This window comes from Amycolatopsis alba DSM 44262 (assembly GCF_000384215.1).
Taxonomy (GTDB): Bacteria; Actinomycetota; Actinomycetes; order Mycobacteriales; family Pseudonocardiaceae; genus Amycolatopsis; species Amycolatopsis alba.
Genome location: NZ_KB913032.1, coordinates 9,040,311 through 9,064,121, shown reverse-complemented (window position 1 = coordinate 9,064,121; position 23,811 = coordinate 9,040,311). Strand labels below are relative to the sequence as shown.

General features: G+C 70.1%; 21 protein-coding genes. 18 read left to right on the top strand and 3 right to left on the bottom strand.

Features of this window, described 5'->3' with window-relative positions; translation table 11 throughout:
• Positions 1-53: 53 nt before the first annotated feature.
• The gene (locus tag AMYAL_RS0141640; RefSeq protein WP_020637243.1) at positions 54-1,541 is read left to right on the top strand and encodes a hypothetical protein; all 1,488 of its coding nucleotides are present in this window, start codon (positions 54-56) and stop codon (positions 1,539-1,541) included.
• Here AMYAL_RS0141640 and AMYAL_RS0141635 read toward each other — a convergent pair.
• Entirely contained in the window at positions 1,496-1,924 is a 429-nt protein-coding gene (locus AMYAL_RS0141635; RefSeq protein WP_020637242.1) for a B-4DMT family transporter, read from the bottom strand. The genes AMYAL_RS0141640 and AMYAL_RS0141635 overlap by 46 nt on opposite strands.
• 409 nt (positions 1,925-2,333) lie before the next feature.
• Between AMYAL_RS0141635 and AMYAL_RS0141620 the strand changes: the two genes are divergently transcribed.
• Genes AMYAL_RS0141620 through nusB form a run of 3 tightly spaced genes read left to right on the top strand, consistent with a single transcriptional unit; the run spans position 2,334 to position 4,491 of the window.
• Positions 2,334-3,425: a M24 family metallopeptidase gene (locus AMYAL_RS0141620; protein WP_020637240.1), complete on the top strand. Its 1,092-nt coding sequence runs from the start codon at positions 2,334-2,336 to the stop codon at positions 3,423-3,425.
• 38 nt (positions 3,426-3,463) lie between these two features.
• Positions 3,464-4,027 carry an elongation factor P gene (efp, locus tag AMYAL_RS0141615; protein ID WP_020637239.1) on the top strand — a complete coding sequence of 188 codons (564 nt, stop codon included), beginning with the start codon at positions 3,464-3,466 and terminating at the stop codon, positions 4,025-4,027.
• Positions 4,027-4,491 (top strand): transcription antitermination factor NusB, encoded by a 465-nt coding sequence (nusB, locus tag AMYAL_RS0141610; protein ID WP_020637238.1) that lies wholly within the window; start codon positions 4,027-4,029, stop codon positions 4,489-4,491. The genes efp and nusB overlap by 1 nt, the downstream gene beginning before the upstream one ends.
• A 109-nt stretch (positions 4,492-4,600) precedes the next feature.
• On the opposite strand, the gene bldD is transcribed toward nusB, so the two are convergent.
• Positions 4,601-5,089, bottom strand: a complete 489-nt coding sequence (gene bldD, locus AMYAL_RS0141605) for a transcriptional regulator BldD (RefSeq protein ID WP_003096372.1) — start codon at positions 5,087-5,089, stop codon at positions 4,601-4,603.
• Between the two features lie 260 nt (positions 5,090-5,349).
• Between bldD and pyrR the strand changes: the two genes are divergently transcribed.
• The 13 genes from pyrR (at position 5,350) to AMYAL_RS0141540 (ending at position 20,195) form a co-directional block, all read left to right on the top strand.
• Entirely contained in the window at positions 5,350-5,961 is a 612-nt protein-coding gene (gene pyrR, locus AMYAL_RS0141600; RefSeq protein WP_020637237.1) for a bifunctional pyr operon transcriptional regulator/uracil phosphoribosyltransferase PyrR, read from the top strand.
• A complete protein-coding gene (locus AMYAL_RS0141595; RefSeq protein WP_020637236.1) occupies positions 5,958-6,890 on the top strand; it encodes an aspartate carbamoyltransferase catalytic subunit in 933 nt (310 codons plus the stop codon). The genes pyrR and AMYAL_RS0141595 overlap by 4 nt, the downstream gene beginning before the upstream one ends.
• Positions 6,887-8,179, top strand: a complete 1,293-nt coding sequence (locus tag AMYAL_RS0141590; RefSeq protein ID WP_020637235.1) for a dihydroorotase — start codon at positions 6,887-6,889, stop codon at positions 8,177-8,179. Before AMYAL_RS0141595 ends, AMYAL_RS0141590 begins: the two co-directional genes overlap by 4 nt.
• A complete protein-coding gene (locus tag AMYAL_RS0141585) occupies positions 8,176-8,685 on the top strand; it encodes a PH-like domain-containing protein (protein WP_020637234.1) in 510 nt (169 codons plus the stop codon). Before AMYAL_RS0141590 ends, AMYAL_RS0141585 begins: the two co-directional genes overlap by 4 nt.
• A complete protein-coding gene (carA, locus tag AMYAL_RS0141580) occupies positions 8,685-9,818 on the top strand; it encodes a glutamine-hydrolyzing carbamoyl-phosphate synthase small subunit (RefSeq protein WP_020637233.1) in 1,134 nt (377 codons plus the stop codon). Before AMYAL_RS0141585 ends, carA begins: the two co-directional genes overlap by 1 nt.
• Positions 9,819-13,133, top strand: a complete 3,315-nt coding sequence (gene carB, locus AMYAL_RS0141575) for a carbamoyl-phosphate synthase large subunit (protein WP_020637232.1) — start codon at positions 9,819-9,821, stop codon at positions 13,131-13,133.
• Positions 13,130-13,969, top strand: a complete 840-nt coding sequence (pyrF, locus tag AMYAL_RS0141570; RefSeq protein WP_020637231.1) for an orotidine-5'-phosphate decarboxylase — start codon at positions 13,130-13,132, stop codon at positions 13,967-13,969. The genes carB and pyrF overlap by 4 nt, the downstream gene beginning before the upstream one ends.
• Positions 13,970-14,076: 107 nt before the next feature.
• Positions 14,077-14,394, top strand: coding sequence for an integration host factor, actinobacterial type (mihF, locus tag AMYAL_RS0141565; RefSeq protein ID WP_003096398.1), 318 nt, complete (start codon positions 14,077-14,079; stop codon positions 14,392-14,394).
• Positions 14,391-15,020 carry a guanylate kinase gene (gmk, locus tag AMYAL_RS47460; RefSeq protein ID WP_026467885.1) on the top strand — a complete coding sequence of 210 codons (630 nt, stop codon included), beginning with the start codon at positions 14,391-14,393 and terminating at the stop codon, positions 15,018-15,020. Before mihF ends, gmk begins: the two co-directional genes overlap by 4 nt.
• Before the next feature lie 24 nt (positions 15,021-15,044).
• On the top strand, positions 15,045-15,314 hold the full coding sequence (rpoZ, locus tag AMYAL_RS0141555; protein WP_005152353.1) for a DNA-directed RNA polymerase subunit omega: 270 nt from the start codon (positions 15,045-15,047) through the stop codon (positions 15,312-15,314).
• Complete coding sequence (gene coaBC / locus AMYAL_RS0141550; RefSeq protein ID WP_084702281.1) at positions 15,307-16,527, top strand: bifunctional phosphopantothenoylcysteine decarboxylase/phosphopantothenate--cysteine ligase CoaBC; 1,221 nt, start codon at positions 15,307-15,309, stop codon at positions 16,525-16,527. The genes rpoZ and coaBC overlap by 8 nt, the downstream gene beginning before the upstream one ends.
• 96 nt (positions 16,528-16,623) lie before the next feature.
• A complete protein-coding gene (metK, locus tag AMYAL_RS0141545) occupies positions 16,624-17,826 on the top strand; it encodes a methionine adenosyltransferase (protein ID WP_026467884.1) in 1,203 nt (400 codons plus the stop codon).
• A 272-nt stretch (positions 17,827-18,098) separates the two neighbouring features.
• Positions 18,099-20,195 carry a primosomal protein N' gene (locus AMYAL_RS0141540; RefSeq protein ID WP_020637227.1) on the top strand — a complete coding sequence of 699 codons (2,097 nt, stop codon included), beginning with the start codon at positions 18,099-18,101 and terminating at the stop codon, positions 20,193-20,195.
• Between the two features lie 235 nt (positions 20,196-20,430).
• Here AMYAL_RS0141540 and AMYAL_RS0141535 read toward each other — a convergent pair whose 3' ends face one another.
• Complete coding sequence (locus tag AMYAL_RS0141535; protein ID WP_026467883.1) at positions 20,431-21,816, bottom strand: pyroglutamyl-peptidase I; 1,386 nt, start codon at positions 21,814-21,816, stop codon at positions 20,431-20,433.
• 97 nt (positions 21,817-21,913) lie between these two features.
• On the opposite strand from AMYAL_RS0141535, the gene ggt reads away from it, so the two are divergent.
• Positions 21,914-23,725 (top strand): gamma-glutamyltransferase, encoded by a 1,812-nt coding sequence (gene ggt, locus AMYAL_RS0141530; RefSeq protein WP_020637225.1) that lies wholly within the window; start codon positions 21,914-21,916, stop codon positions 23,723-23,725.
• The last annotated feature ends 86 nt before the right edge of the window (positions 23,726-23,811 follow it).

Below are 23,811 nucleotides of genomic sequence, written 5' to 3'. Positions count from 1 at the left end.
TACACTCGGCCATCATGCGCCTTTTTCGTGGGGGTCGGCGACCTGCCCGTGTCGTGGTGGCCCTGGTCGCGGCCGGCGCGGTCCTCATGGCGTGCAGCGACGGGAATGTCCAGTCCCAGGCCGACGGCAAGGGCGGCGGGATCGGCGGAGCCCAGCAGCCGCCGAAGGAAAAGCCCCGGCCGATGGACGTCGAGCTCGCGACGGGCGATCCTCGTGCCAGCGGCGGCGTGGTCGCCGCTGGCGATCAGGACGCGGTCTACAACTACGGCCCGACCGTGATGCGGGACGGCGGCAAGCTCCGGATGTGGTGGTGCAGCCAGTACGGCAGCGCCCAGCCCGCCGGTGACGACATCCTCTACGCGCAGTCGCCGTCGCTCGACGGTCCCTTCACCGGCCCGTCCGGCGGCGGCCCGGCGGCGGTGTTCTCCGGCGCGCCCGGCGGTTTCGACGGGATGCACACCTGCGATCCGTCGGTGATCAAGGTCGGCTCGACCTACTACATGTACTACACCGGCGCGGCGGGCGATCACGCGCTCGGCAACTCGATCGGGCTCGCCACCAGCCCCGACGGGCTCACCTGGACCCGTGCGGCAGGCGGGCAGCCGATCATCGGGCCCGCGCACGACGTACACCGCGCCAACAACGTCTACGGCGCGGGGCAGCCATCGGCGGTGTACCTCGACGGCTGGTTCTACGTGCTCTTCACCGACACCACGGCCAAGGCCGCCGGGTGGAACGGCGCCGGGCAGTTCCTGCTCCGCGCCAAGGACGCGGCGTTCTCCCAGGGCGTGGAGACACTGGGGGAGCAGGGCTTCGTCGCCAAGCCCAGCACGATCTCGCCGCGCACCCGCTCGCTGGTCGACGGGTTCAGCACCGATCTGATGTGGGTCGGCGCCCTCGACGCCTTCGCGATCGCCCACGAGACCGACACCGGCACCACGCTCACCTTCTGGACCAGGGACTTCTCCGCGCAGCCGTACCGGCCGGTGGTCGTCCCCGGCGCCTGGAAGGAGGGCCCCGGCCTGGTCCGGCGGCCCGACGGGCACGCGCCGCTCTCCTCGGGCGATGTCTGCGACCGGGTCCCGTTCGACGTCGTCCGGGCCACGATCGTCGGCGGCGCGGGGGCGCCGACCGACCTCAAACATTTCGGCCTGGACGTCCGCGGCTCGCGGGCCTGCGACGGCGATGCCCGGACCCGGACCGCGTTCGAAGGCGTCGCGATGCCGTCGCCGCAGCGGACCATCGACCTGGTGGCCGACGGCACCCTGGTCCGGGTCGACCGGCGCTCGGTGGCGGCGGCGCTCGCGGGCGAGGTGCTGAACCAGCGGCTCAAGGTCGTCGACAAGTTTCCGCAGGCCGCGCGCCTGAGCGCCGGGGCGAAAATGGTGCGCGCCCCCGGCCGCGGGTTCGGGGTGGTGCTCGACGGCAAGCTGTACGCGGTGCCGGACGCGGGCGCGGCGGCGCTGAACGACTCGACCGTCGAGGAGATCAGCGATCAGGCTTGGGACGGCTTCCCGGCCGGTTTCCCGCTCGCGGGCTGAGCCTCATCGTCCTCTTCCGGTGCTTTCCTGGCGATCAGGCCGCCGACGAACAGGCCGAGCCCGGCCGGGATCAGCACCAGCAGGGCCGAGAAGGCGGCGCCGCCGGTGAGCGCGCCGCCGAGTTCCGAGGCGCCGGTCTGGTCGACGAACACCGCGCGGCCGATCACGTACAGCACGCCCGAGACCGGGCCGGCGATCAGCGCCGCGATGAACCAGTTCTTGCCGCGCTCGGGTTTGCCCTGCCAGGCGTCCACGGCGCCCCAGCCCGCCGCCGCGCCCACCAGGACGGCGAGGGCGAGGGAAGTGAAGAGGGTCTTGTCGGTGGGGTTGTAGACCTCGTACTTGGCCAGCACGGTGACGGCCGCGCCGTGCAGCAGCGCCATCACGAGTCCACGAGTCAGCCACGGTGCCATTGGGGAAGCTTAACTCGCCAGTAGCGACTCTCACGCCGGGTCGGCCAGGTGCCCGGTCTCAACCGGCGGCCGAGCGGTCCGTGAAGGCCTCCTTCACTACCTTGAGGGTAGGCAAGGAGGCCTTCACGGACTCGGTGATCACCGCTTTCGTCCCAGGCGCACCAGTAGTCACAGCTGATGCGCGTGAAGGCCCCCTTCCCTCGGCTGAGTCGCGTGAAGGGGGCCTTCACGTGGCAACGCCGTGGCTTATGAGGCTGCTGTGACTGTTGTGTCTGCTTGTGATGGCGGCCAAGTCCGTGAAGGCCTCCTTGAGGGACTCAGAGTCCCTCAAGGAGGCCTTCACGGACCACCGGGCGTCAGCGCGCGACATAATAAGCCAGTGCGTGAATACTTCTCTCGCCGCCGCGCGGCGCTGCGTTCCCTGCTTGCCGACTCCGGGGTGGACGCGCTGCTGGTCACGGACCTGCTCAACATCAGGTACCTGACCGGCTTCACCGGGTCCAACGCCGCTCTCCTGGTCCACGAGGGCGGTGACGACAAGACGATCTTCTGCACCGACGGCCGCTACACGGTCCAGTCGGCGACGGAGGTCCCCGATCTCGAACGGGTGCTGGACCGGGCGAGCGCGGCGAAGCTGGCCGATCTGGCGGCCGAGAAGAAGCTCGGCAAGACCGGGTTCGAGAGCCAGCACGTCAGTGTCGAGCAGCACGAAGACCTCAAGGTGCGCTTCGACCGCGTCGAGCTGGTCCGGACGCCGGGGCTTGTCGAGCAGCTGCGGCTGGTCAAGGACGAGCAGGAGATCGAGGCGCTGCGCCAGGCGTGCGCGGCGGCGGACAGGGCGCTGGAGGACCTGGTGTCCGCCGGTGGGCTCCGGCCGGGCCGCACCGAGCTGGACGTCGCCCGTGACCTGGAGAATCGCATGCTCGGCCACGGGTCGACGGGGCCGTCGTTCGACACCATCGTCGCGGCGGGCGCCAACTCCGCGATCCCGCACCACCGGCCCACCTCGGCCGTGCTCGCGGCCGGTGGTTTCGTCAAGATCGACTTCGGCGCCACGGTCGACGGCTACCACTCCGACATGACCCGCACCTTCGTCATCGGCAAGCCCGCGGCGTGGCAGGAGGAGATCTACGAGCTGGTCCAGCGCGCGCAGGCGGCGGGCTGCGAAGCCGTCCTCCCCGGCGCCGAAGTGTCCGAAGTGGACAAGGCGGCGCGTGGCGTGATCGTCGACGCGGGCCGCGGTGACGAGTTCGGCCACGGTCTCGGCCACGGCGTCGGACTGCAGGTGCACGAGGCGCCCAGCCTGGCCGCCACCGGCGTCGGTACACTGTCCGCCGGTATGGCCGTCACCGTCGAACCTGGTGTGTATCTGCCCGGACGCGGAGGCGTGCGCATCGAGGACACGCTGGTCGTGCGGGAAGGTACGCCCGAACTCCTCACGCTGAGCACCAAGGAACTCGTGGTCGTCTGACGGCGGCCCGGAAGATCGACACAGGAGACTGCACACTCGTGGCCACCACCAACGACCTGAAGAACGGGCTCGTCCTCAACCTCGACGGCCAGCTCTGGACCGTCACCGCGTTCCAGCACGTCAAGCCGGGCAAGGGCGGCGCGTTCGTCCGCACCACGCTCAAGCACGTGCTGACCGGCAAGGTCGTCGACAAGACCTTCAACGCGGGCACGAAGGTCGAGACGGCCACCGTCGACCGCCGGAACATGACGTACCTGTACAAGGACGGCGCGGACTTCGTGTTCATGGACGCGGAGACCTACGACCAGATCACCGTGCTGGCCGAGACGGTCGCCGACAACGCGAACTACCTGCTCGAGAACTTCGAGGTCCAGGTCGCGGTGCACGAGGGCACCCCGCTGTACATCGAGCTGCCGACCTCGGTCGAGCTGATCGTCCAGCACACCGACCCCGGCCTGCAGGGCGACCGTTCCACCGGTGGCACCAAGCCCGCCACCCTGGAGACCGGCGCCGAGATCCAGGTGCCGCTGTTCCTCACCACCGGCGAGAAGATCAAGGTCGACACCCGTGACGGCCGCTACCTGGGCCGCGTCTCCAACTGATGGCTGACTCAGGCAAAACCGGCAAGTCCCCGAACCGCGGCGGGCCGATCAGCCGTCGTCAGGCGCGCAAGCGTGCCGTCGAGATGATGTACGAGGCCGCCCAGCGCGGTGCCGACGCGGTGACGCTGCTGGCGGACAGGGTCGGTTCGGTCGAGGTCGACCCGATCGCCGACTACACGATTTCGCTGGTCGAGGGCGTCACCGGGCGCAAGACCGCGATCGACGAGCTGCTCTCCGAGCACGCTCAGGGCTGGACGCTGGACCGGATGCCGCCGGTGGATCTCGCGGTGCTCCGGGTCGGCGTCTACGAGCTCCTGTGGGCCGACGACGTGCCGGATCCGGTCGCCATCGACGAGGCCGTCGGGCTGGCGAAGGAGCTGTCGACCGACGACTCGCCGCGGTTCGTGAACGGCGTTCTCGGCCGCATCGGCACCATCGCCGACAGGCTGCGCGCGGTCCTCTAGAAGACGTATTACAACGGGCCGTGTCCTCTCACAAGGGCACGGCCCGTTCTCGTGCTCGGTGGCTCCGCTTGGCGTTTCCGGTCCCCCCGGACCGAAAACGTCGCCATCTCTAGTCCTCTTTGGACGGTCGAGCCTCTGGTGGCAGCACACCCCAGTCGATCAGCTGCTCGGTGAGCTCGCCGGGGGTCATGTCGTAGATGATCGCCAGCGAACGCAGGTCCTCGGTGCGGATCGAGAGCACCTTGCCGTTGTAGTCGCCGCGCTGGCTCTGGATCGTGGCCGCGTAGCGGGCGAGCGGCCCGACCTTCTCCGCCGGGAGCTGCTGGAGGCGCTCCAGGTTGATGACGATCTTCGTGGCGGGTTCGGCGCCCGACGGCACCCGGCCCTCCGGCAGCAGCTCGACGACCGGCACGCCGTAGAAATCGGCGAGCTCGGCGAGCTTCTGCACGGTGACGGCGCGGTCGCCGCGCTCGTACGAACCGACGACGACGGCCTTCCAGCGGCCTCCGGACTTCTGCTCGACCCCGTGCAGGGACAGGCCCTGCTGCTGGCGGATCCCGCGGAGCTTGGCCCCGAGCGCCTTGGCGTAATCGCCCATCTGGTGGTTCTCCGTTTCCTCACCCCCAACCGGTCGGGGTGACCGGTCCAGGGGACTCCTCGAGTCGAATACTCAGAGTAATGGTTACGCATAGTTGTCACCAGGTCAAGCGGGTGCTTTCGCGAGGCCTTCGTCACCTGGGGCGCGCCACCCGTAAGAATGAGGGCCCCTGCCTGCTAGTGTCGACTCGATTTCCTCGCTACGCAGGAAGTCGACGTCCTTTAAGGACCCGTCCAGAGAGGCGGGGAAGGAGGTCCGCCTTGTCGTCACGCCCGCGTGGCGCGGCGGAACCGGCGGGAGAGCGTGAGCTGCTCTCGTCCGGGGATGTCGCGCGCACGATCGCCCGAATGGCCCACCAGGTCATCGAGAAGACCGCTCTCGGTGCCGGTGGCTCGACTCCGCCCGTGTTGCTGGGCATCCCCACTCGGGGTACCCCGCTCGCCCTGCGGCTCGCGGACAAGATCGCCGAGTTCTCCGGCATCCGTCCGCCGACCGGCGCGCTGGACATCACGCTCTACCGCGATGATCTCCGCCGCCGCCCGCCCCGCGCGCTCGAACATTCGCAGCTGCCGCCGACCGGTATCGACGACGCGGTGGTGATCCTGGTCGACGACGTGCTGTTCTCCGGCCGCACCATCCGCGCCGCTCTCGACGCCTTGCGCGACCACGGCCGCCCGCGCGCGGTCCAGCTGGCCGTGCTGGTCGACCGCGGCCACCGCGAACTGCCGATCCGCGCCGACTACGTGGGCAAGAACGTGCCCACCTCGCGCGCCGAGGGGATCGAGGTCCTGCTGTCCGAAGTGGACGGACGGGATTCGGTCCTGCTGCGGACGTTGAACGAGAGCGCTTCACCAGAAGGAGATCGATCGTGAAGCACCTGCTCGCCACCGACGGGCTCGACCCGGCGCTCGCGACAGCCGTGCTGGACACCGCCGAAGAGCTCAAGCGCACCCTGCTGGGCCGCGAGGTCCGGAAACTGCCGACGTTGCGCGGCCGCACCGTCATCACGTTGTTCTACGAGAACTCGACCCGCACCCGCGTCTCGTTCGAGATCGCGGGGAAGTGGATGAGCGCCGACGTGATCAACGTCTCCGCGTCCAGTTCCTCGGTCAACAAGGGTGAATCGTTGCGGGACACCGCGCTGACACTGGCCGCGGCGGGCGCCGACTGCGTGATCATCCGGCACCCCGCCTCCGGGGCGGCGCAGCGGCTTTCGGGCTGGCTCGCCGAAGCCGGGACGGCGGTCGTCAACGCGGGGGACGGCACCCACGAGCATCCGACGCAGGCGCTGCTCGACGCCGCCACGCTGCGGGAGCGGCTCGGTTCGCTGGAAGGCCGCCGCGTCGCGATCGTCGGCGACGTCCTGCACAGCCGGGTGGCGCGGTCGAACATCCACCTGCTGTCCGCGCTGGGTGCCGAAGTGGTGCTCGTCGCGCCGCCGACGCTGCTGCCCGCCGGGGTCGAGACCCTGCCGGTCACGGTGTCGCACGAACTCGACGCCGAACTGCCCGCGGTCGACGCGGTCATGATGCTGCGGGTCCAGGCCGAACGTATGCACGGTGGCTTTTTCCCCTCGGCGCGCGAGTACTCGATCGCCTACGGCCTCAACGAGCGGCGGATGAAGCTCCTGCCCGAGCACGCCGTCGTCCTGCACCCCGGTCCGATGCTGCGCGGGATGGAGATCGCCTCGGCGGTCGCCGACTCCCCGGCTTCGGCCATCACCGAACAGGTCCGCAACGGCGTCCACGTGCGCATGGCGGTCCTTTATCACCTGCTTGCCAGTGAAGGAGCCGCCGCGTGACCACCGTCCTGATCAAGGGCGCCCGACCCTACGGAGAGGGCGATCCGGTCGACGTGCTCGTCGAGGACGGGGTCATCACCGATATCGGCGCTCTGGACACCCCTGAAGACGCCGAGGTGATCGACGCGGGCGGCCAGGTGCTGCTCCCCGGTTTCGTCGACTTGCACACCCACCTGCGCGAACCCGGCCGCGAGGACACCGAGACCATCGCCACCGGTTCGGCCGCGGCCGCGCTCGGCGGCTACACGGCGGTGTTCGCCATGGCCAACACCGATCCGGTGGCCGACAACGCGGTGATCGTCGACCACGTGTGGCGGCGCGGCCAGGAGGCCGGGCTGGTCGACGTGCACCCGGTCGGCGCGGTCACCGTGGGCCTCAAGGGCGAGAAGCTCGCCGAACTGGGCACCATGGCGAAGTCCGAAGCCCGTGTGAAGGTCTTCTCCGACGACGGCCTCTGCGTCGCGGACCCGCTGCTCATGCGCCGCGCGCTGGAGTACTCGACGGCGCTCGGCGTGGTCATCGCCCAGCACGCCGAAGAGCCGCGGCTGACCGTCGGCGCGCAGGCGCACGAAGGCGAGCAGGCCGCGCGCCTGGGCTACACCGGCTGGCCCGCCTCGGCGGAGGAGTCGATCGTCGCCCGCGACTGCCTGCTCGCCCAGCACGCGAACGCGCGGCTGCACGTTTGCCACGTCTCGACCGCCGGCACCGCGGACATCCTGAAGTGGGCCAAGGACCGCGGCACCAAGGTCTCGGCCGAGGTCACCCCGCACCACCTGCTGCTGACCGACGAGCGCCTGGCGACCTACGACCCGGTCAACAAGGTCAATCCGCCGCTGCGCACCGAGTCCGACGCCGAGAAGCTGCGTGCCGCGCTGGCCGAGGGTGTCATCGACTGCGTCGCCACCGACCACGCGCCGCACGCCGTCCAGGACAAGGACTGCGAGTGGAACTCGGCCCGGCCCGGCATGCTCGGTCTCCAGACCGCGCTGTCGATCGTGGTCGAGACCATGGTCCGCACCGGCCTGCTGGACTGGCGCGGTGTCGCGCGGGTGATGAGCGAGCGGCCCGCCGAGATCGGCAACCTGGCCGACCACGGCCGTCCGATCGAGGTTGGCGAACCGGCGAACCTGACCCTGGTCGACCCGGACACCGAATGGACCGTGCGGGGCGCGGAGTTCGCGAGCATCGCGGCCAACACCCCGTACGAAGGAATGCGGCTCCCCGGCGTGGTGACGGCGACGTTGCTGCGCGGGCGGATCACCGCGCGGGAAGGGAAGATCAGCGCATGAGCGACCGGATTCTGCTGACCCTGGCGGTCTTCGCCTTCTTCCTCGTCTGCGTCTTCCTGATGTGGCGCGGCTGGCGGCGCAAGTCCCGGACGCAGAGCGTCCAGGTGCCGCCGTTCGCGGAGATCCCCGCCGAGCCCGGCGAGACGCTGATCGAGTCGACCGGCGTCTACATCAGCACGACGACCGCGGGGCACTGGCAGGAGCGCGTGGTCACCCGCGGCGCCGGCCTGCGCACCGGCGCGGTCTGGCGGCTGCACGAAGACGGCATCGCCATCGAGCGCGGCGGCGCCCCGGACTTCTGGATCCCGCGCGCCTCGGTCACCGGCGTCCGCAAGGACAAGGGGATGGCCGGGAAGGTGATGGGCATCGACGCGCTGCTCGTCGTCACCTGGCTGGCGGGGGACGTCGAGCTGGACACCGGATTCCGCGGCGACGACGTCGACGACTATCCACAGTGGATCGAAGCTTTGCAAGACATTCCCAACGACATCAAGGGAGGTGCCTGATGAGCACCGCGAACGGCACCCGCACACCGGCTGCGCTGGTACTGGAAGACGGCCGGGTGTTCCGTGGCTCCGCATACGGGGCCCGCGGACGGAGTCTGGGCGAGGCGGTGTTCTGCACCGGTATGACCGGCTACCAGGAGACGCTGACCGACCCCTCGTACCACCGGCAGATCGTGGTCCAGACCGCGCCGCAGATCGGCAACACCGGCTGGAACGACGAGGATGACGAGTCCTCGCGCATCTGGGTCTCCGGTTACGTCGTCCGCGACCCCGCGCGCACCCCGTCCAACTGGCGCGCCAAGCGCACGCTGGACGAGGAACTGGAGCGCCAAGGCGTCGTCGGGATCGCGCAAGTGGACACCCGCACGCTGACCCGGCACCTGCGCGAGCAGGGCGCCATGCGGTCCGGCGTCTTCTCGGGCGACGCGCTCGGCACCGACGAGGAGATGCTCGCCGAGGTGCAGGCCAGCCCGCAGATGAAGGGTGCCGACCTCGCCGGAGAGGTCAGCACGAAGCAGGCGTACGTCGTCGAAGCGCAGGGCGAGCGGAAGTTCCGCGTCGCCGCGCTGGACCTGGGCATCAAGTCCAACACCCCGCGCCTGATGGCCGCGCGCGGCATCGAGGTGCACGTGCTGCCCTCGTCGTCCACTGTGGACGATCTGCTCGCGATCGAGGCGGACGGTGTCTTCCTGTCCAACGGTCCCGGCGACCCGGCGACCACCGCGCACGCCACCGAATTGACGAAATCGGTGCTGCAGCGGGAGATCCCGCTGTTCGGCATCTGCTTCGGCAACCAGATCCTCGGCCGCGCGCTGGGGCTGGGCACCTACAAGATGCGCTACGGCCACCGCGGGATCAACATCCCGGTGATCGACGTGGCGACCAAACGCGTCGCGATCACCGCGCAGAACCACGGGTTCGCCCTCGAAGGCGAGCCGGGTCAGCGGTTCGAGACGCCGTTCGGCGCCGCGCAGATCTCGCACTACTGCCCGAACGACGACACCGTCGAAGGTGTCCGCGCGTTCGACGTCCCCGCGTTCTCGGTGCAGTACCACCCCGAGGCCGCCGCCGGCCCGCACGACGCGGCCCCCTTGTTCGATGAGTTCGTCAGCTTGATGGAGAAGGCCAAGTAAATGCCGAAGAGGACAGACATCCAGCACGTGCTGGTCATCGGCTCCGGGCCGATCGTGATCGGCCAGGCGGCGGAGTTCGACTACTCCGGCACCCAGGCCTGCCGCGTACTCCGCGAAGAGGGACTGCGCGTCTCGCTGGTGAACTCGAACCCGGCGACCATCATGACCGACCCCGAGTTCGCCGATTCCACCTACATCGAGCCGGTCACCCCGGAATTCGTCGAGAAGGTCATCGCCGAGGAGCGCCCCGACGCGATCCTCGCGACCCTCGGCGGGCAGACGGCGCTGAACTGCGCCATCGCCCTGCACGAGCGCGGTGTCCTGGAGAAGTACGGCGTCGAGCTGATCGGCGCCGACGTGGACGCCATCCAGCGCGGCGAGGACCGGCAGAAGTTCAAGAACATCGTCGCCGACATCGGTGCCCACACCCCGCGCAGCCGCGTCTGCACCACCATGGACGAGGTCCGCGCGACCGTCGCCGAGGTCGGCCTCCCCGTCGTCATCCGGCCGTCGTTCACCATGGGCGGGCTCGGCTCGGGCATGGCGCACACCGACGAGGAGCTGGAGCGGCTCGCCTCCACCGGCCTCGACGAGTCGCCGGTCACCGAGGTGCTCATCGAGGAGAGCGTCCTCGGCTGGAAGGAGTTCGAACTCGAGCTCATGCGCGACCGGCACGACAACGTGGTGGTCGTCTGCTCGATCGAGAACATCGACGCGATGGGCGTGCACACCGGCGACTCGGTCACCGTCGCGCCCGCGATGACCCTGACCGACCGCGAGTACCAGCACATGCGCGACGTCGGCATCGACGTGCTGCGCGCGGTCGGCGTCGACACCGGCGGCTGCAACATCCAGTTCGCGATCAACCCGGCCGACGGCCGCATGGTCGTCATCGAGATGAACCCCCGCGTCTCGCGCTCCAGCGCGTTGGCGTCGAAGGCGACCGGGTTCCCGATCGCCAAGATCGCCGCGAAGCTCGCCATCGGCTACACGCTCGACGAGATCCGCAACGACATCACCGGCGAGACCCCGGCGGCCTTCGAGCCGACGCTGGACTACGTCGTGGTGAAGGTGCCGCGGTTCGCCTTCGAGAAGTTCCCCGGCGCGGACCCCACGCTGACCACGACGATGAAGAGCGTCGGCGAGGCGATGTCGTTCGGCCGCAGCTTCCCCGAGGCCCTCGGCAAGGCGCTGCGCTCCATCGACACCAAGGCCACCGGCTTCTGGACCCGCCCCGACCCCGAAGGCGCGACGCTGGAGTCCATTTTGGACGCCCTGCGCACACCGCACGACGGGCGTCTCTACGAAGTCGAGCGGGCGCTGCGGTTCGGCGGCACCGTCGAGCAGATCCACGAAGCGTCGGGCATCGACCCGTGGTTCATCGACCAGATCGCCCTCATCGGCGAGGTCGGCGCCGAGGTCCGTGACGCCCAGGTGCTGGACGAGCCGCTGCTGCGGCGCGCCAAGCGGACCGGCCTGTCCGACCGCCAGATCGCCTCGCTGCGGCCGGAACTGGCCGGGGAGGACGGCGTCCGCGCGCTGCGCCGCCGTCTCGGCGTGCGGCCGGTGTACAAGACCGTCGACACCTGCGCGGCCGAGTTCGCGGCCAAGACGCCGTACCACTACTCGGCCTACGAGACCGATCCCGCCGCGCAGTCGGAGATCACCGCGCAGACCGAGAAGCCGAAGGTCCTGATCCTCGGCTCCGGGCCGAACCGCATCGGGCAGGGCATCGAGTTCGACTACTCGTGCGTGCACGCCGCGATCGCCCTGCGTGAGGCCGGTTTCGAGGCAGTCATGGTCAACTGCAACCCCGAGACCGTCTCCACCGACTACGACACCTCGGACAGGCTCTACTTCGAGCCGCTGTCGTTCGAGGACGTGCTGGAGGTCGTCAACGCCGAGCAGGAGTCGGGCACCGTCGCCGGCGTCATCGTGCAGCTGGGCGGCCAGACGCCGCTCTCGCTCGCGAAGCGCCTCGCCGACGCCGGTGTCCCGGTGATCGGCACCTCCCCGGACGCGATCCACCTCGCCGAGGACCGCGGCGCGTTCGGCGAGGTCCTCACCGACGCCGGGCTGCCCGCGCCGAAGTACGGCACGGCGACCTCGTTCGAGGGCGCCAAGCGGATCGCCGACAAGATCGGCTACCCGGTCCTGGTGCGGCCGTCCTACGTGCTGGGCGGACGCGGTATGGAGATCGTCTACGACGAGGAGTCGCTCGCCGGCTACATCCACCGCGCCACCGAGGTCACCCCCGAGCACCCGGTGCTGGTGGACCGCTTCCTCGACGACGCCATCGAGATCGACGTCGACGCGCTGTTCGACGGCGACGACCTCTTCCTCGGCGGCGTCATGGAGCACATCGAGGAGGCCGGGATCCACTCCGGCGACTCCTCCTGCGCGCTGCCGCCGATCACGCTGGGCCGGACCGACATCGAGACGGTGCGCCGCTCGACCGAGGCCATCGCGCGCGGCGTCGGCGTCCGCGGGCTCCTGAACGTCCAGTACGCGCTCAAGGACGACGTCCTGTACGTCCTGGAGGCCAACCCGCGCGCGTCGCGGACGGTGCCGTTCGTGTCGAAGGCGACCGCGGTCCCGCTGGCCAAGGCCGCGGCGCTGATCATGACCGGCTCCTCGATCAAGGACCTGCGCGCGAGCGGGGTGCTCCCGGCCGAGGGTGACGGCGGGCAGATGCCCGCCGATTCGCCGGTCGCGGTCAAGGAGGCGGTCCTGCCGTTCCACCGCTTCCGCACCCCCGAGGGCCACGGCGTCGACTCGCTGCTCGGCCCGGAGATGAAGTCCACCGGCGAGGTCATGGGAGTCGACGTCTCCTTCGGGAAGGCGTTCGCCAAGTCACAAGCGGGTGCCTACGGTTCGCTGCCGACGTCGGGCAAGGTGTTCGTCTCCGTCGCCAACCGCGACAAGCGCTCGCTGGTGTTCCCGGTGAAACGGCTGGCAGACCTCGGTTTCGAGATCCTCGCCACCTCGGGTACGGCGGAAGTGTTGCGGCGCAACGGGATCGCCTGCACCGTCGTGCGCAAACACTACGAAGGTTCGGCTGAAGGCGAACAGAACGTCGTGGATGTCATCCTCAGCGGCGAAGTGCAGATGGTGATCAACACCCCTTACGGCAACAGCGGTCCGCGGATCGACGGCTACGAAATCCGTACCGCCGCGGTGTCGCGGGACATCCCCTGCATCACCACGGTGCAGGGCGCGGCGGCGGCCGTGCACGGGATAGAGGCCGTCATCAAGGGCGACATCGGCGTGCGATCGCTGCAGAGCCTGCAGGCGGCGCTGAAGGCGAAGGCGTGAGCGGGCGGTTCGGGGCGAGGCTGGCGCGGGCGGTCGCGGAAAAGGGACCGCTCTGCGCCGGGATCGACCCCCATCCGGGGTTGCTCCAGGCGTGGGGTCTTCCGGCGGACGCGGGCGGTCTGGAGAAGTTCGCCCTCACCGCCGCCGAGGCGATCGCGCCCGAGGTCGCGGTGATCAAGCCCCAGTCGGCCTTTTTCGAGGCCTACGGGCCTCCTGGGGTCGCTGTCCTGGCCAAGACGATGAAGGTGTGCCGGGAAGCGGGCGCGCTCGTCCTGCTGGACGTCAAACGCGGCGACATCGGTTCCACGATGGCGGCGTACATGGCGGCTTTCCTGCCGTCGGGGGCGGAACTCGAGGCCGACGCCATAACGGTTTCCCCATACCTCGGGTTCGGCTCGCTGGATTTCGCCGTCGAGGTTGCGCAGGAGCAAGGCAAGGGCCTGTTCGTCCTCGCGCGCACTTCCAACCCGGAGGCGCAGGGACTGCAGAACGCCTTGCTGCCCAACGGAAAGACCGTCGCGCAGGACATCGTCGACACGGCGGGCGCGCATAACGCGGGTGTCGGGCCGCTGGGTGACATCGGTGTCGTCGTCGGCGCCACCATCGCGCCGGGAGAGCTCGACCTGAGCAAGCTGAACGGTCCCGTCCTGGCACCCGGTTTCGGGGCCCAGGGGGCCACTCCGGCCGATTTGCGGGCCCTTTTCGGGCCGGGACTGCCGGGCGTGCTGCCCGCGTCGTCCCGTGACGTCCTCAAACACGGGCCGGACCCCGAAGCACTACGTGCGGCCGTTCGGAGGACACGGGATTCCCTCGGTCCCCTGGAAAAAGGCCAATAGCAGGCTCGGGAATCCGTCATGACCAGCCACCCCCGCATTGTGGGCCGAGGTAACGGGTGGGTACCGTCGCCACACCCACCCAGATTTGAGAACTACCGGAGGAAAACGTGGCACTTCCCCAGCTGACAGAGGAACAGCGCGCTGCGGCGCTGGAGAAGGCCGCCGCCGCCCGCCGCATCCGTGCTGAGCTGAAGGAGCGGCTGAAGCGGGGCGGTACCACTCTGGTCGACGTGTTGAAGCAGGCCGAGGAGAACGAAGTCCTCGGCAAGATGAAGGTCTCGGCTCTGCTCGAGGCTCTTCCGGGTGTCGGCAAGGTCCGCGCCCAGCAGACCATGGAACGACTGGAGATCGCACCCAGCCGTCGTCTTCGCGGCCTCGGCGACCGGCAGCGCAAGGCGCTGCTGGCCGAATTCAGCGGCGAGTGAGCGGCATCGGTCAGGACCACCCGGTGACACCGGGCGCTGACCGCGGCGGTGAGCCGGTGACGGGAGTCGAATCCCGGCACCGGCTCACGGTCGTATCAGGGCCTTCGGGAGTCGGGAAGTCGAGCGTGGCCAAGGAGCTGCGCAAGCTGGATCCGGAGATCTATTTCAGCGTCTCGGTGACCACGAGGAAGCCGAGGCCGGGTGAGGTGGACGGCGAGCACTACCACTTCGTCGACCGCGCCGAGTTCGACCGCATGGTCGCAGACGGTGAACTGCTCGAACACGCCGAGTTCACCGGCAACTGCTACGGCACCCCGCGTGAACCCGTGGAGCGCGCCTTGGCAGGCGGCCGCAACGCCCTGCTGGAGATCGAACTCCAGGGCGCACGGCAGGTCCGCAAGGCGATGCCGGAGGCGCGGCTGGTGATGCTGATGCCGCCGTCGTGGGACGAGCTGGTCGGCAGGCTGACCGGCCGCGGCACCGAAAACGAGGCCGCGGTGAAGGCCAGGCTGGCCGAGGCCGAACGCGAACTCGCCGCCGCCGGGGAGTTCGACGAGCGCGTCGTCAACGCCGACGTGCGGGACGCCGCTGAGCAGTTGCTAAACTTGATAACCGGCGACATCTAAACCCGAAGATTCGGAGCACCACGAGTGACGACTCAGGCCACGCTGCACGAAGAGCTCGAAGGCATCACCAACCCGCCCATCGACGACCTCCTCGAGAAGGTCAGCTCGAAGTACGCGCTGGTGATCTACTCGGCCAAGCGCGCTCGCCAGATCAACGACTACTACGCCCAGCTGGGCGAGGGCCTGCTGGAGTACGTCGGCCCGCTGGTCGAGCCGGGCCCGCGTGAGAAGCCGCTGTCCATCGCCCTGCGCGAGATCCACGGCGGCCTGCTCGAGCACACCGAGGGTGAATAAACCCAAAGTCGTACTGGGCGTGGGTGGCGGGATCGCCGCCTACAAGGCCTGTGAGGTCCTGCGCGGACTGACCGAATCCGGTCACGACGTCCGCGTGGTCCCCACCGAAGCCGCGCTGAACTTCGTCGGCGCGGCCACCTTCGAGGCGCTGTCGGGGAACCCGGTGCACACCGGCGTGTTCACCGAAGTGCCCGAGGTCCAGCACGTCCGCGTCGGCAAGGAAGCCGACCTGGTGATCGTCGTGCCGGCCACGGCGAACCTGCTCGCCAAGGCCGCGCACGGCATCGCGGACGACCTGCTGACGAACACCCTGCTCACCGCCCGGTGCCCGGTCGCCTTCTTCCCGGCGATGCACACCGAGATGTGGGAGCACCCGGCCACCCGCGACAACGTGGCGCTGCTGCGCTCGCGCGGGCTGGTCGTCGCCGAACCCGCCGCCGGCAGGCTCACCGGCAAGGACACCGGCAAGGGACGGCTCGCCGACCCGGCCGAGATCGTCGACCTCGCCCGGCTCCTGCTCGCCGTGCCGGACGCCCTCCCGCGCGACCTCGAAGGCGTGCGCGTGGCGATTTCGGCTGGCGGCACCCGCGAACCACTGGACCCGGTCCGCTACCTGGGCAACCGCTCGTCGGGCAAACAGGGCTACGCGCTGGCACGGGTCGCCGCCCAGCGCGGCGCGGACGTCACCCTGGTCGCCGCGCACACCATCGCGCTGCCGGAGCCCGCGGGCGCGAAGGTCGTCCATGTGTCGACCGCCGAGGAGATGCGCCAGGCGATGCACGCCGAGGCCGCCTCCGCCGACATCCTGGTGATGGCCGCCGCCGTCGCCGACTTCCGGCCGTCGAACCGGGCCGAGCACAAGATCAAGAAGTCCGACGACGCGCCGGATCCCGTGGTCGAGCTCGCGCGCAACGCGGACATCCTGGCCGAACTGGTGCGGAACCGGACGAACGGTCAGCTGATCGTGGGATTCGCCGCCGAGACCGGGGACGACAAGGGTGGCGTCCTGGATCACGCCAGGGTCAAATTGAAGCGCAAGGGTGCGGATCTGCTGGTGGTGAACGCCGTCGGCGAGGGGAAGGCGTTCGGCACCGAGGACAATTCGGGCTGGCTGCTCGGTGCCGACGGCACCGAGATCCCGATCCCGCTGGGCGCCAAGGCCGAGCTGGCTTCCACATTGTGGGACGCAGTTGTGACCTTGATGAAGCGTTGAGAGCTCCTTCAGCGATAGTCAGTACGCTTGAGCACAAGCTGAGGGGTGCCTAACTTTCCGGGCATCAGACGTCTACGTGAGGGAGTGACGGCCACCGTGACCGCGTCCACGAGCAGACTGTTCACGTCGGAATCGGTGACCGAGGGTCATCCCGACAAAATTTGCGACGCCATCAGTGACTCGATCCTGGACGGCTTGCTGGCCAAGGACCCGCGCAGCCGGGTGGCGGTCGAAACCCTCATCACCACCGGCCAGGTGCATGTCGCGGGCGAGGTGACGACCGAGGCTTACGCGGACATCCCGACCATCGTCCGCGACGTGATCCTGAAGATCGGCTACGACTCGTCGGCCAAGGGCTTCGACGGCAACTCGTGCGGCGTCAACGTCGCGATCGGCTCGCAGTCGCCGGACATCGCGCAGGGTGTCGACACCGCGTACGAGTCCCGCGTGGAGTCCGACGAGGACGAGATCAACCGTCAGGGCGCCGGCGACCAGGGCCTGATGTTCGGCTACGCCTGCTCGGACACCCCCGAGCTGATGCCGCTGCCGATCGCGCTGGCGCACCGGCTTTCGCAGCGGCTGACCCGTGTCCGCAAGGACGGCGTGCTGCCGTACCTGCGCCCGGACGGCAAGACCCAGGTCACCATCGAGTACGCCGGTGACCAGCCGGTGCGGCTCGACACGGTGGTCGTGTCCACCCAGCACGCGGACGGCATCGACCTGGAGCAGATGCTCGGCGTCGACGTCCGCGAGCACGTGGTCGCCCCGGAGATCGCCGAGCTCGGCCTCGACACCTCCAACGTGCGGCTGCTGGTCAACCCGACCGGCCGGTTCGTCATCGGCGGCCCGATGGGTGACGCGGGCCTGACCGGCCGCAAGATCATCGTCGACACCTACGGAGGCATGGCCCGGCACGGTGGCGGCGCGTTCTCGGGCAAGGACCCTTCCAAGGTGGACCGCTCGGCCGCGTACGCGATGCGCTGGGTGGCGAAGAACGTCGTCGCCGCCGGTCTGGCCACGCGTGCCGAGGTCCAGGTGGCGTACGCGATCGGCAAGGCGGCCCCGGTGGGTCTCTTCGTCGAGACCTTCGGCACCGAGACGGTCGACCCGACGAAGATCCAGGCCGCCATCACGGAGGTCTTCGACCTGCGTCCGGCCGCGATCATCCGCGACCTCGACCTGCTTCGCCCGATTTACGCGCCGACAGCCGCGTACGGCCACTTCGGCCGTCCCGAGCTGGGTCTCCCGTGGGAGAGCACGGCGCGGGCCGCGGACCTGAAGTCGGCCGCGGGCGCCTGATCCGCCTGTCCGTGAAGGCCTCCTTGCCTACCTTGAGGGTAGGGAAGGAGGCCTTCACGGCGTCGCCGACCTGATGTGGTGCGTGCCGTGACTCGCGTGTGTGGAGGCGTGACTCGCGTGATCGGAGACGGAACTCGAGTGTGCGGCGTCCAAGCACGCGAGATCCGTCTCCGATCACGCGAGTCACGTCTCTGATCACGTGAGTGCGGTGTTCGACCACCGCGGGCCACGCGGTACGGCCGGTGGCGGGGGAGTCTGGTAGAGATCACCGGGTGAGCAGCAGTCCCGAACCGACCCCGCTGTGGGACCTCCCTGAGCCTCCGCCGAAAGCCGAACCGGCGCGGAAGGCCAAACCGTCGCGCGCGAAGACCGCCAGCCGTCGCGGCGCGCAGAACCCCGCGCCCGAGAACCCGGTCGCGCGGATCGTCGTGGACATCCCGCTCACGCATCTCGACCGGACCTTCGACTACCGGATCCCCGAGAAACTCCACGAAACCGCCGTACCAGGCTGCCGGGTGCGCGTCCGGTTCGCGGGCCAGCTCGTCGACGGGTACCTCGTCGAACGCGCCGACACCACGGAATTCACCGGGAAGCTCGCCTACATCGACAGGGTGACGTCCAGCGAGCCCGTGTTGCCCCCCGCGCTGCACACGCTCTGCCGTTCGGTCGCGGACCGCTACGGCGGCACGCTCAGCGACGTCCTGCGGCTCGCGATCCCGTCCCGGCATGCGAAGGTCGAGGGCGAGCCGCCAGCCGAGCCCGCGCCGACGCCGGAGGCGCCCGAAACCGCGGCCTGGGAGAGGTATCAGAACGGGCCCGCGTTCCTGGAGGCCGTCGCGGAACGGCGTCCGGCCAACGCCGTCTGGCAGGCCCTGCCGGGGGAGGACTGGCCACAGCGCCTGGCCGAAGCGGCTACGGTGGCGGCCGCCGCGGGGCGCGGCGTCGTCATGGTCGTCCCCGACCACCGTGACCTGACCCGGCTGCACGACGCGTGCGTTTCCTTGCTGGGCGCCGATTCCGTGGTCGCGCTGATCGCCGGGCTGGGGCCCGCCGAGCGGTACCGCCGCTGGCTCGCGGTCCTGCGCGGCGCGGTACGCGTCGTCGTCGGCACTCGCGCCGCGATGTTCGCGCCGGTCGCCGATCCCGGCCTGTTCGTGGTGTGGGACGACGGCGACGACGTCCACCTCGACCAGCACGCGCCGTATCCGCACGTCCGCGACGTGCTGATGGACCGCGCGCACGCCGCGAAGGGCTCCATGCTCGTCGCCGGTTTCGCGCGGACCGCCGAGGCGCAGTTCCTGGTGGAATCGGGCTGGGCACAGCCGCTTTTGGCGGCGCGTCCCGAACTGCGGGCGGCGGCGCCGCGGGTCACGCCGGTCGGCGAGGACTTCGACGTCGCCCGTGACGAAGCGGCGAAGGCGGCGAGGCTCCCGTCGGTCGCATTCGAGGCGGCCCGGCAGTCGCTGGCGGGCGGATTCCCCGTCCTGGTTCAGGTTCCGCGTCGCGGGTACGTTCCGGGGCTCGCCTGCGGCAACTGCCGGACGTCGGCGCACTGCCGTCGCTGCGCCGGCCCGCTTTCCTTGCCCGGCGGGCTGATCGACGGCTCGCCGAGACCGCCCGCCTGCCGGTGGTGCGGCGTCCCCGAAACGAACTTCCATTGCGCCGCTTGCGGTTCCGTGCGGCTGCGGGCGGTCGTCGTCGGCTCCAAACGCACCGCCGAGGAACTGGGGCGCGCGTTCTCCGGATTCCCGGTGCGGACCTCGGGCGCGACGGAGGTGCTCGCTTCGGTGCCCGGAAAACCGGCGCTGGTGGTGTGCACGCCGGGAGCCGAGCCGGTCGCGGAAGGCGGCTACGGCGCGGCATTGCTGCTGGACGGCTGGGCGTTGCTGGGCCGTCAGGACCTGCGCGCGGGGGAGGAGACCCTGCGCCGATGGATGGCGGCGGCGGCCCTGGTGCGGCCGGGGACCGAGGGCGGCCGCGTGTTCGTCGGCGCGGAAGCGGGTCTTTCGGTGGTGCAGGCGCTGGTGCGGTGGGATCCGGGCTGGCACGCGAGCCTGGAACTGGCGGAGCGGCGCGAACTCGGTTTCCCGCCCGCGATGCGGATGGCGAGCATCGAAGGCACGCCGGACGCGGTCGCCGGGCTGCTCGACGACCTCGGGCTCCCGGAGACCGGCGAGGTGCTGGGCCCGGTGCCGCTCGGCGAAGTCGACGAGGACGGCAACGCGGAACGGGAGCGGGCCCTGGTGCGGGTCGCGCGTCCGGACGGGAAGGCGCTCGCCGCCGCCGTCCACGCCGCGGCCGCCCGGCGGGACGCGCGCAAGGCCTCCGAGCCCATCCGGATCCAGCTGGACCCCCTCGAACTCATCTAGCCCACCCCGCATTTCGTCCGGGTGGAGCTGGGTGTTTCGTGCGGCCGGTTGGACGACACCTGTGATCAGACGGACGACACGCGTGATCAGGCGGACGACACACGTGTCCGGCCGAGTTCGCCGCGAGGCGTCCGTCTGATCACGCGTGCCGTCCATCCCGTCACGCGTGTCGTCCGTCTGATCACCGGTGTGGTTCGACGCCGAACTACCGCATCCAGGTGCCGAAGTGCGTGGGTCAGAGGGTCGTGCCGGGGGTGGCGAGGACGTCGGCGCGGGCCGAAGCATCCGAAGTGCCCGGAGCGGGCGTCGCGGGTGCAGTCGAGCCGCCCAGGGCGGCGGTGAGCAGCGTGACGATCTGCGAGGAGATCGCCGCCCGCCGCGCCTCGAAATCGGCGTCGGTCAGCGCTGAAGGATCGGCAGGCGTGCCGAGGACGGGCGTGTGCAGGTGCCCGCCCGCGATCCCGGTCAGGCCGAGTCCCGTCCGCAGCCGGTTGCTTCGGTACATCGATTCGTTGCTCAGATAATTACCGCCGCCGCCGGAAGCGGCGATCTCGCCGGGTTTCGGCGCGTCCGTCCGGCACACCGCGGTCCCGGTCCCCGGCTTCGAGCTGTCGGGCCAGACACAGAACGCCTGGTTGTACTGCACGTCGTACGCCCCTGCGGGCGCGGCGAGCATCTTTTCGTACGGCAGCGTGGTTTCGATGAACTGGACGTCCGGCTGCGGCCATCCGGCGGCGGGCGGGACCGGACCGCGAACCGCTTCGTCGAGGTTGTCCGGCGAACCACCGCGCCAGGCACCGGCCCACCGTTCGATGTCGAAGCGGCCGGGTCGGCCCTGGCTGATCGTCATGATCAGTTCCGGGCGCCGGAAACGGTCCTTGAACGCCTGCCCGTAGGCCGCCTCGACGACGCCGGCGTCGAAGTAGCTCCACACCACCGGGAACGACACGGCCTGCACCAGCGCGGGGCCGGTCGGGGTCTGGATCACCTTGCCGTCCAGGTGCAGCGCGGCCGCGCCGGACGGGTTCGCGATGCGGACGCCCGCGCCGTTGAGGGTGAACGGGTCGAACCCGCTCACCAGCACCCGGCGCGGCTTCGGGCCGGAAGGGAAGCGGGAGTCGTCGAGTCCTCGGGCGCCGAAGTCGAAGGTCTTCAGCAGTTCGGCGCGGGCCGGTGCGGACAGCGGGAAGCGCGGCGTCCACTGGCGCAGCGCCTTGCTCATCTGCAGGCGTGCCCAGTAGAGCGGCCGGTCGTCGGCCTTGTCGATGCTGCCGAGATCGGGACGGCGGCCCTGCGCGCGGTCGACCGCGGTCCGCCAGAGCCCGTCACCGGCGGTCTCGGCGAGTTTCCCGGCGCGCAAAGCGGTCTTGGTCGCGCAGAGGCGCGTCGTGAAGTCGGAGACGAGCTTGTCGAAGCCGGCGAGCCGGACCAGTTCCGGACCGACCGCCGGGCCGCCGGACGGCATGGTCGCGGTGAGCCGCTTCTCCTCGACGGTGATCGTCGCGGAGTCGTCGAAACAGCCACGCGCGCCTTCGGCCTGCGCGACGCCGGGAACCGCGAGGACGGGGAGAGCGATAAGCAGCGGGAGGAGCGCGCCCCACCGCCTGCCGGGAGTCTTCATGGACCGCATTCTGCTCATCCGGGCACGGCCGCACCACCGACGATCGCAGGTCTGGACGGGTCTTGTCCGGGGTGGACAGGCGGGGCAGACTCGCGCCATGGCCGCGCACAGAAGCACTCCGGTACGCATCACCGCAGTCACCGCGATCGCCGCCCTGATCGGCGTCGCCGCGCCGGGAATCGCGGCGGCGGCGCCACCGACGTCCAAATCCCCGGTCGCCGTCGGCTACCTGGGCGCCGTTTCGAGCATCGACGCGGACGCGACCGCGATCGGCACGAAGATCCTGCGCGAAGGCGGCAACGCCGTCGACGCCGCCGTCGCGACCGCCGCCGCGCTGGGTGTCACCGACCCGTTCTCCGCCGGGGTCGGCGGGGGCGGCTTCTTCGTCTACTACGACGCGCGCACCGGCAAGGTGCACACGCTCGACGGCCGCGAGACCGCGCCGTCGTCGGCCGACGAGAACCTCTTCGTCGAGAACGGCAAGGCGATCCCGTTCGCCGACGCCGTCACCAGCGGACTGAGTGTCGGCGTGCCCGGCACGCCCGCCACCTGGCAGGAAGCGCTGCGCAAGTGGGGCACCAAGTCGCTGGCGAAGGCGATCAAGCCCGCTGAAGACCTCGCCCGCAAGGGTTTCACCGTCGACCAGACCTTCACCACTCAAATCACCAACAACGCCGCCCGCTTCTCGGCGTTCCCGTCGACCAGGTCGCTGTACCTGCCCGGCGGGGCGCCGCCCGCGGTCGGCACCACGTTCAAGAACCCGGACCTTGCCGGTACGTACGCGCAACTCGCCGCGAAGGGCACCGACGTGCTTTACCGCGGCCCGATCGGCGCGGACGTCGTCAACACGGTTCGGAAGCCGCCGGTCGACCCCGCGTCGACGCTGAACGTCCGCCCCGGTGACCTGACCGCGGCCGACCTCGCCAAGTACCGCGTCGTCGAGCGGAAGCCGACCAAGACCGAGTACCGCGGCCTCGACGTCTACGGGATGCCCGCGCCGTCGTCCGGCGGGCTGACCGTCGGCGAGGCGCTGAACATCCTCGAGAACACGAAGCTCTCCAAGCTTGAGAAGGCCGACTACCTGCACTACTTCCTGGAGTCGACCCGGTACGCCTTCGCCGACCGCAACCGGTGGATCGGCGACCCGGCCTTCGTCGACGTCCCGGCGAAGGAACTGATCAGCCAGAAGTTCGCCGACAGCCGCGCGTGCCTGATCGACCCCGCGAAGGCCGGGACGAGCCCGGTCGCGCCCGCCGACCCGCGCACTCCGTCGCCGTGCGTGGCGGGGACGAACCCGGCCCCGACGCCGTACGAAGGTGAGAACACCACGCACCTCACGGTCGCCGACCGGTGGGGCAACGTCGTCGCGTACACGCTGACCATCGAGCAGGAGGGCGGGAGCGGCATCGTCGTGCCGGGCCGCGGGTTCCTGCTCAACAACGAACTGACCGACTTCTCCTTCACCCCGGTGACGCCGGGCGTGCCCGACCCGAACCTGCCGGGCCCGGCCAAGCGGCCGCGTTCGTCGATGGCGCCGACCATCGTGCTCGATCATGGCAAACCGTTCCTCGCCGTCGGCTCGCCCGGTGGCGCGTCGATCATCACCACGGTGCTGCAGGTCCTGACCGGCCGTATCGACCGCGGCCTCAAGCTCGTCGACGCGATCGCCGAACCGCGTGCTTCCCAGCGCAACTCGGCGGCCGCGCAGGTCGAGCAGTCGTTCCTCGACCAGACCGACGTGCTCGCGATCCTGAAGGCCAAGCAACAGGGCTTCTCGACGGCGCCCGCCGAGATCGGGGCCGCGACCGGCGTCGAACGGCTGCGGGACGGCCGCTGGCTCGCCGCGGCCGAACCCACGCGCCGGGGTGGCGGCTCGGCAGCCGTCGTCCTGCCCTGGCCACACCCCTAGCCCGAACCGCGCGTGAAGGCCCCCTTCCCTCGGCTCAGCCGAGGGAAGGGGGCCTTCACGCGCTTCAGGGGAGCGCCGGGGGAGCG

Bases quoted from the DNA above. Each gene is read 5' to 3' on its own strand.
- AMYAL_RS0141635 (WP_020637242.1), bottom strand. From the start codon at position 1,924: ATGGCGCTGCTGCACGGCGCGGCCGTCACCGTGCTGGCCAAGTACGAG.
- nusB (WP_020637238.1), top strand. From the start codon at position 4,027: ATGGCTGACTCAGGCAAAACCGGCAAGTCCCCGAACCGCGGCGGGCCG.
- bldD (WP_003096372.1), bottom strand. From the start codon at position 5,089: ATGGGCGATTACGCCAAGGCGCTCGGGGCCAAGCTCCGCGGGATCCGC.
- AMYAL_RS0141585 (WP_020637234.1), top strand. From the start codon at position 8,176: ATGAGCGACCGGATTCTGCTGACCCTGGCGGTCTTCGCCTTCTTCCTC.
- carA (WP_020637233.1), top strand. From the start codon at position 8,685: ATGAGCACCGCGAACGGCACCCGCACACCGGCTGCGCTGGTACTGGAA.
- carB (WP_020637232.1), top strand. From the start codon at position 9,819: ATGCCGAAGAGGACAGACATCCAGCACGTGCTGGTCATCGGCTCCGGG.
- AMYAL_RS0141535 (WP_026467883.1), bottom strand. From the start codon at position 21,816: ATGAAGACTCCCGGCAGGCGGTGGGGCGCGCTCCTCCCGCTGCTTATC.
- ggt (WP_020637225.1), top strand. From the start codon at position 21,914: ATGGCCGCGCACAGAAGCACTCCGGTACGCATCACCGCAGTCACCGCG.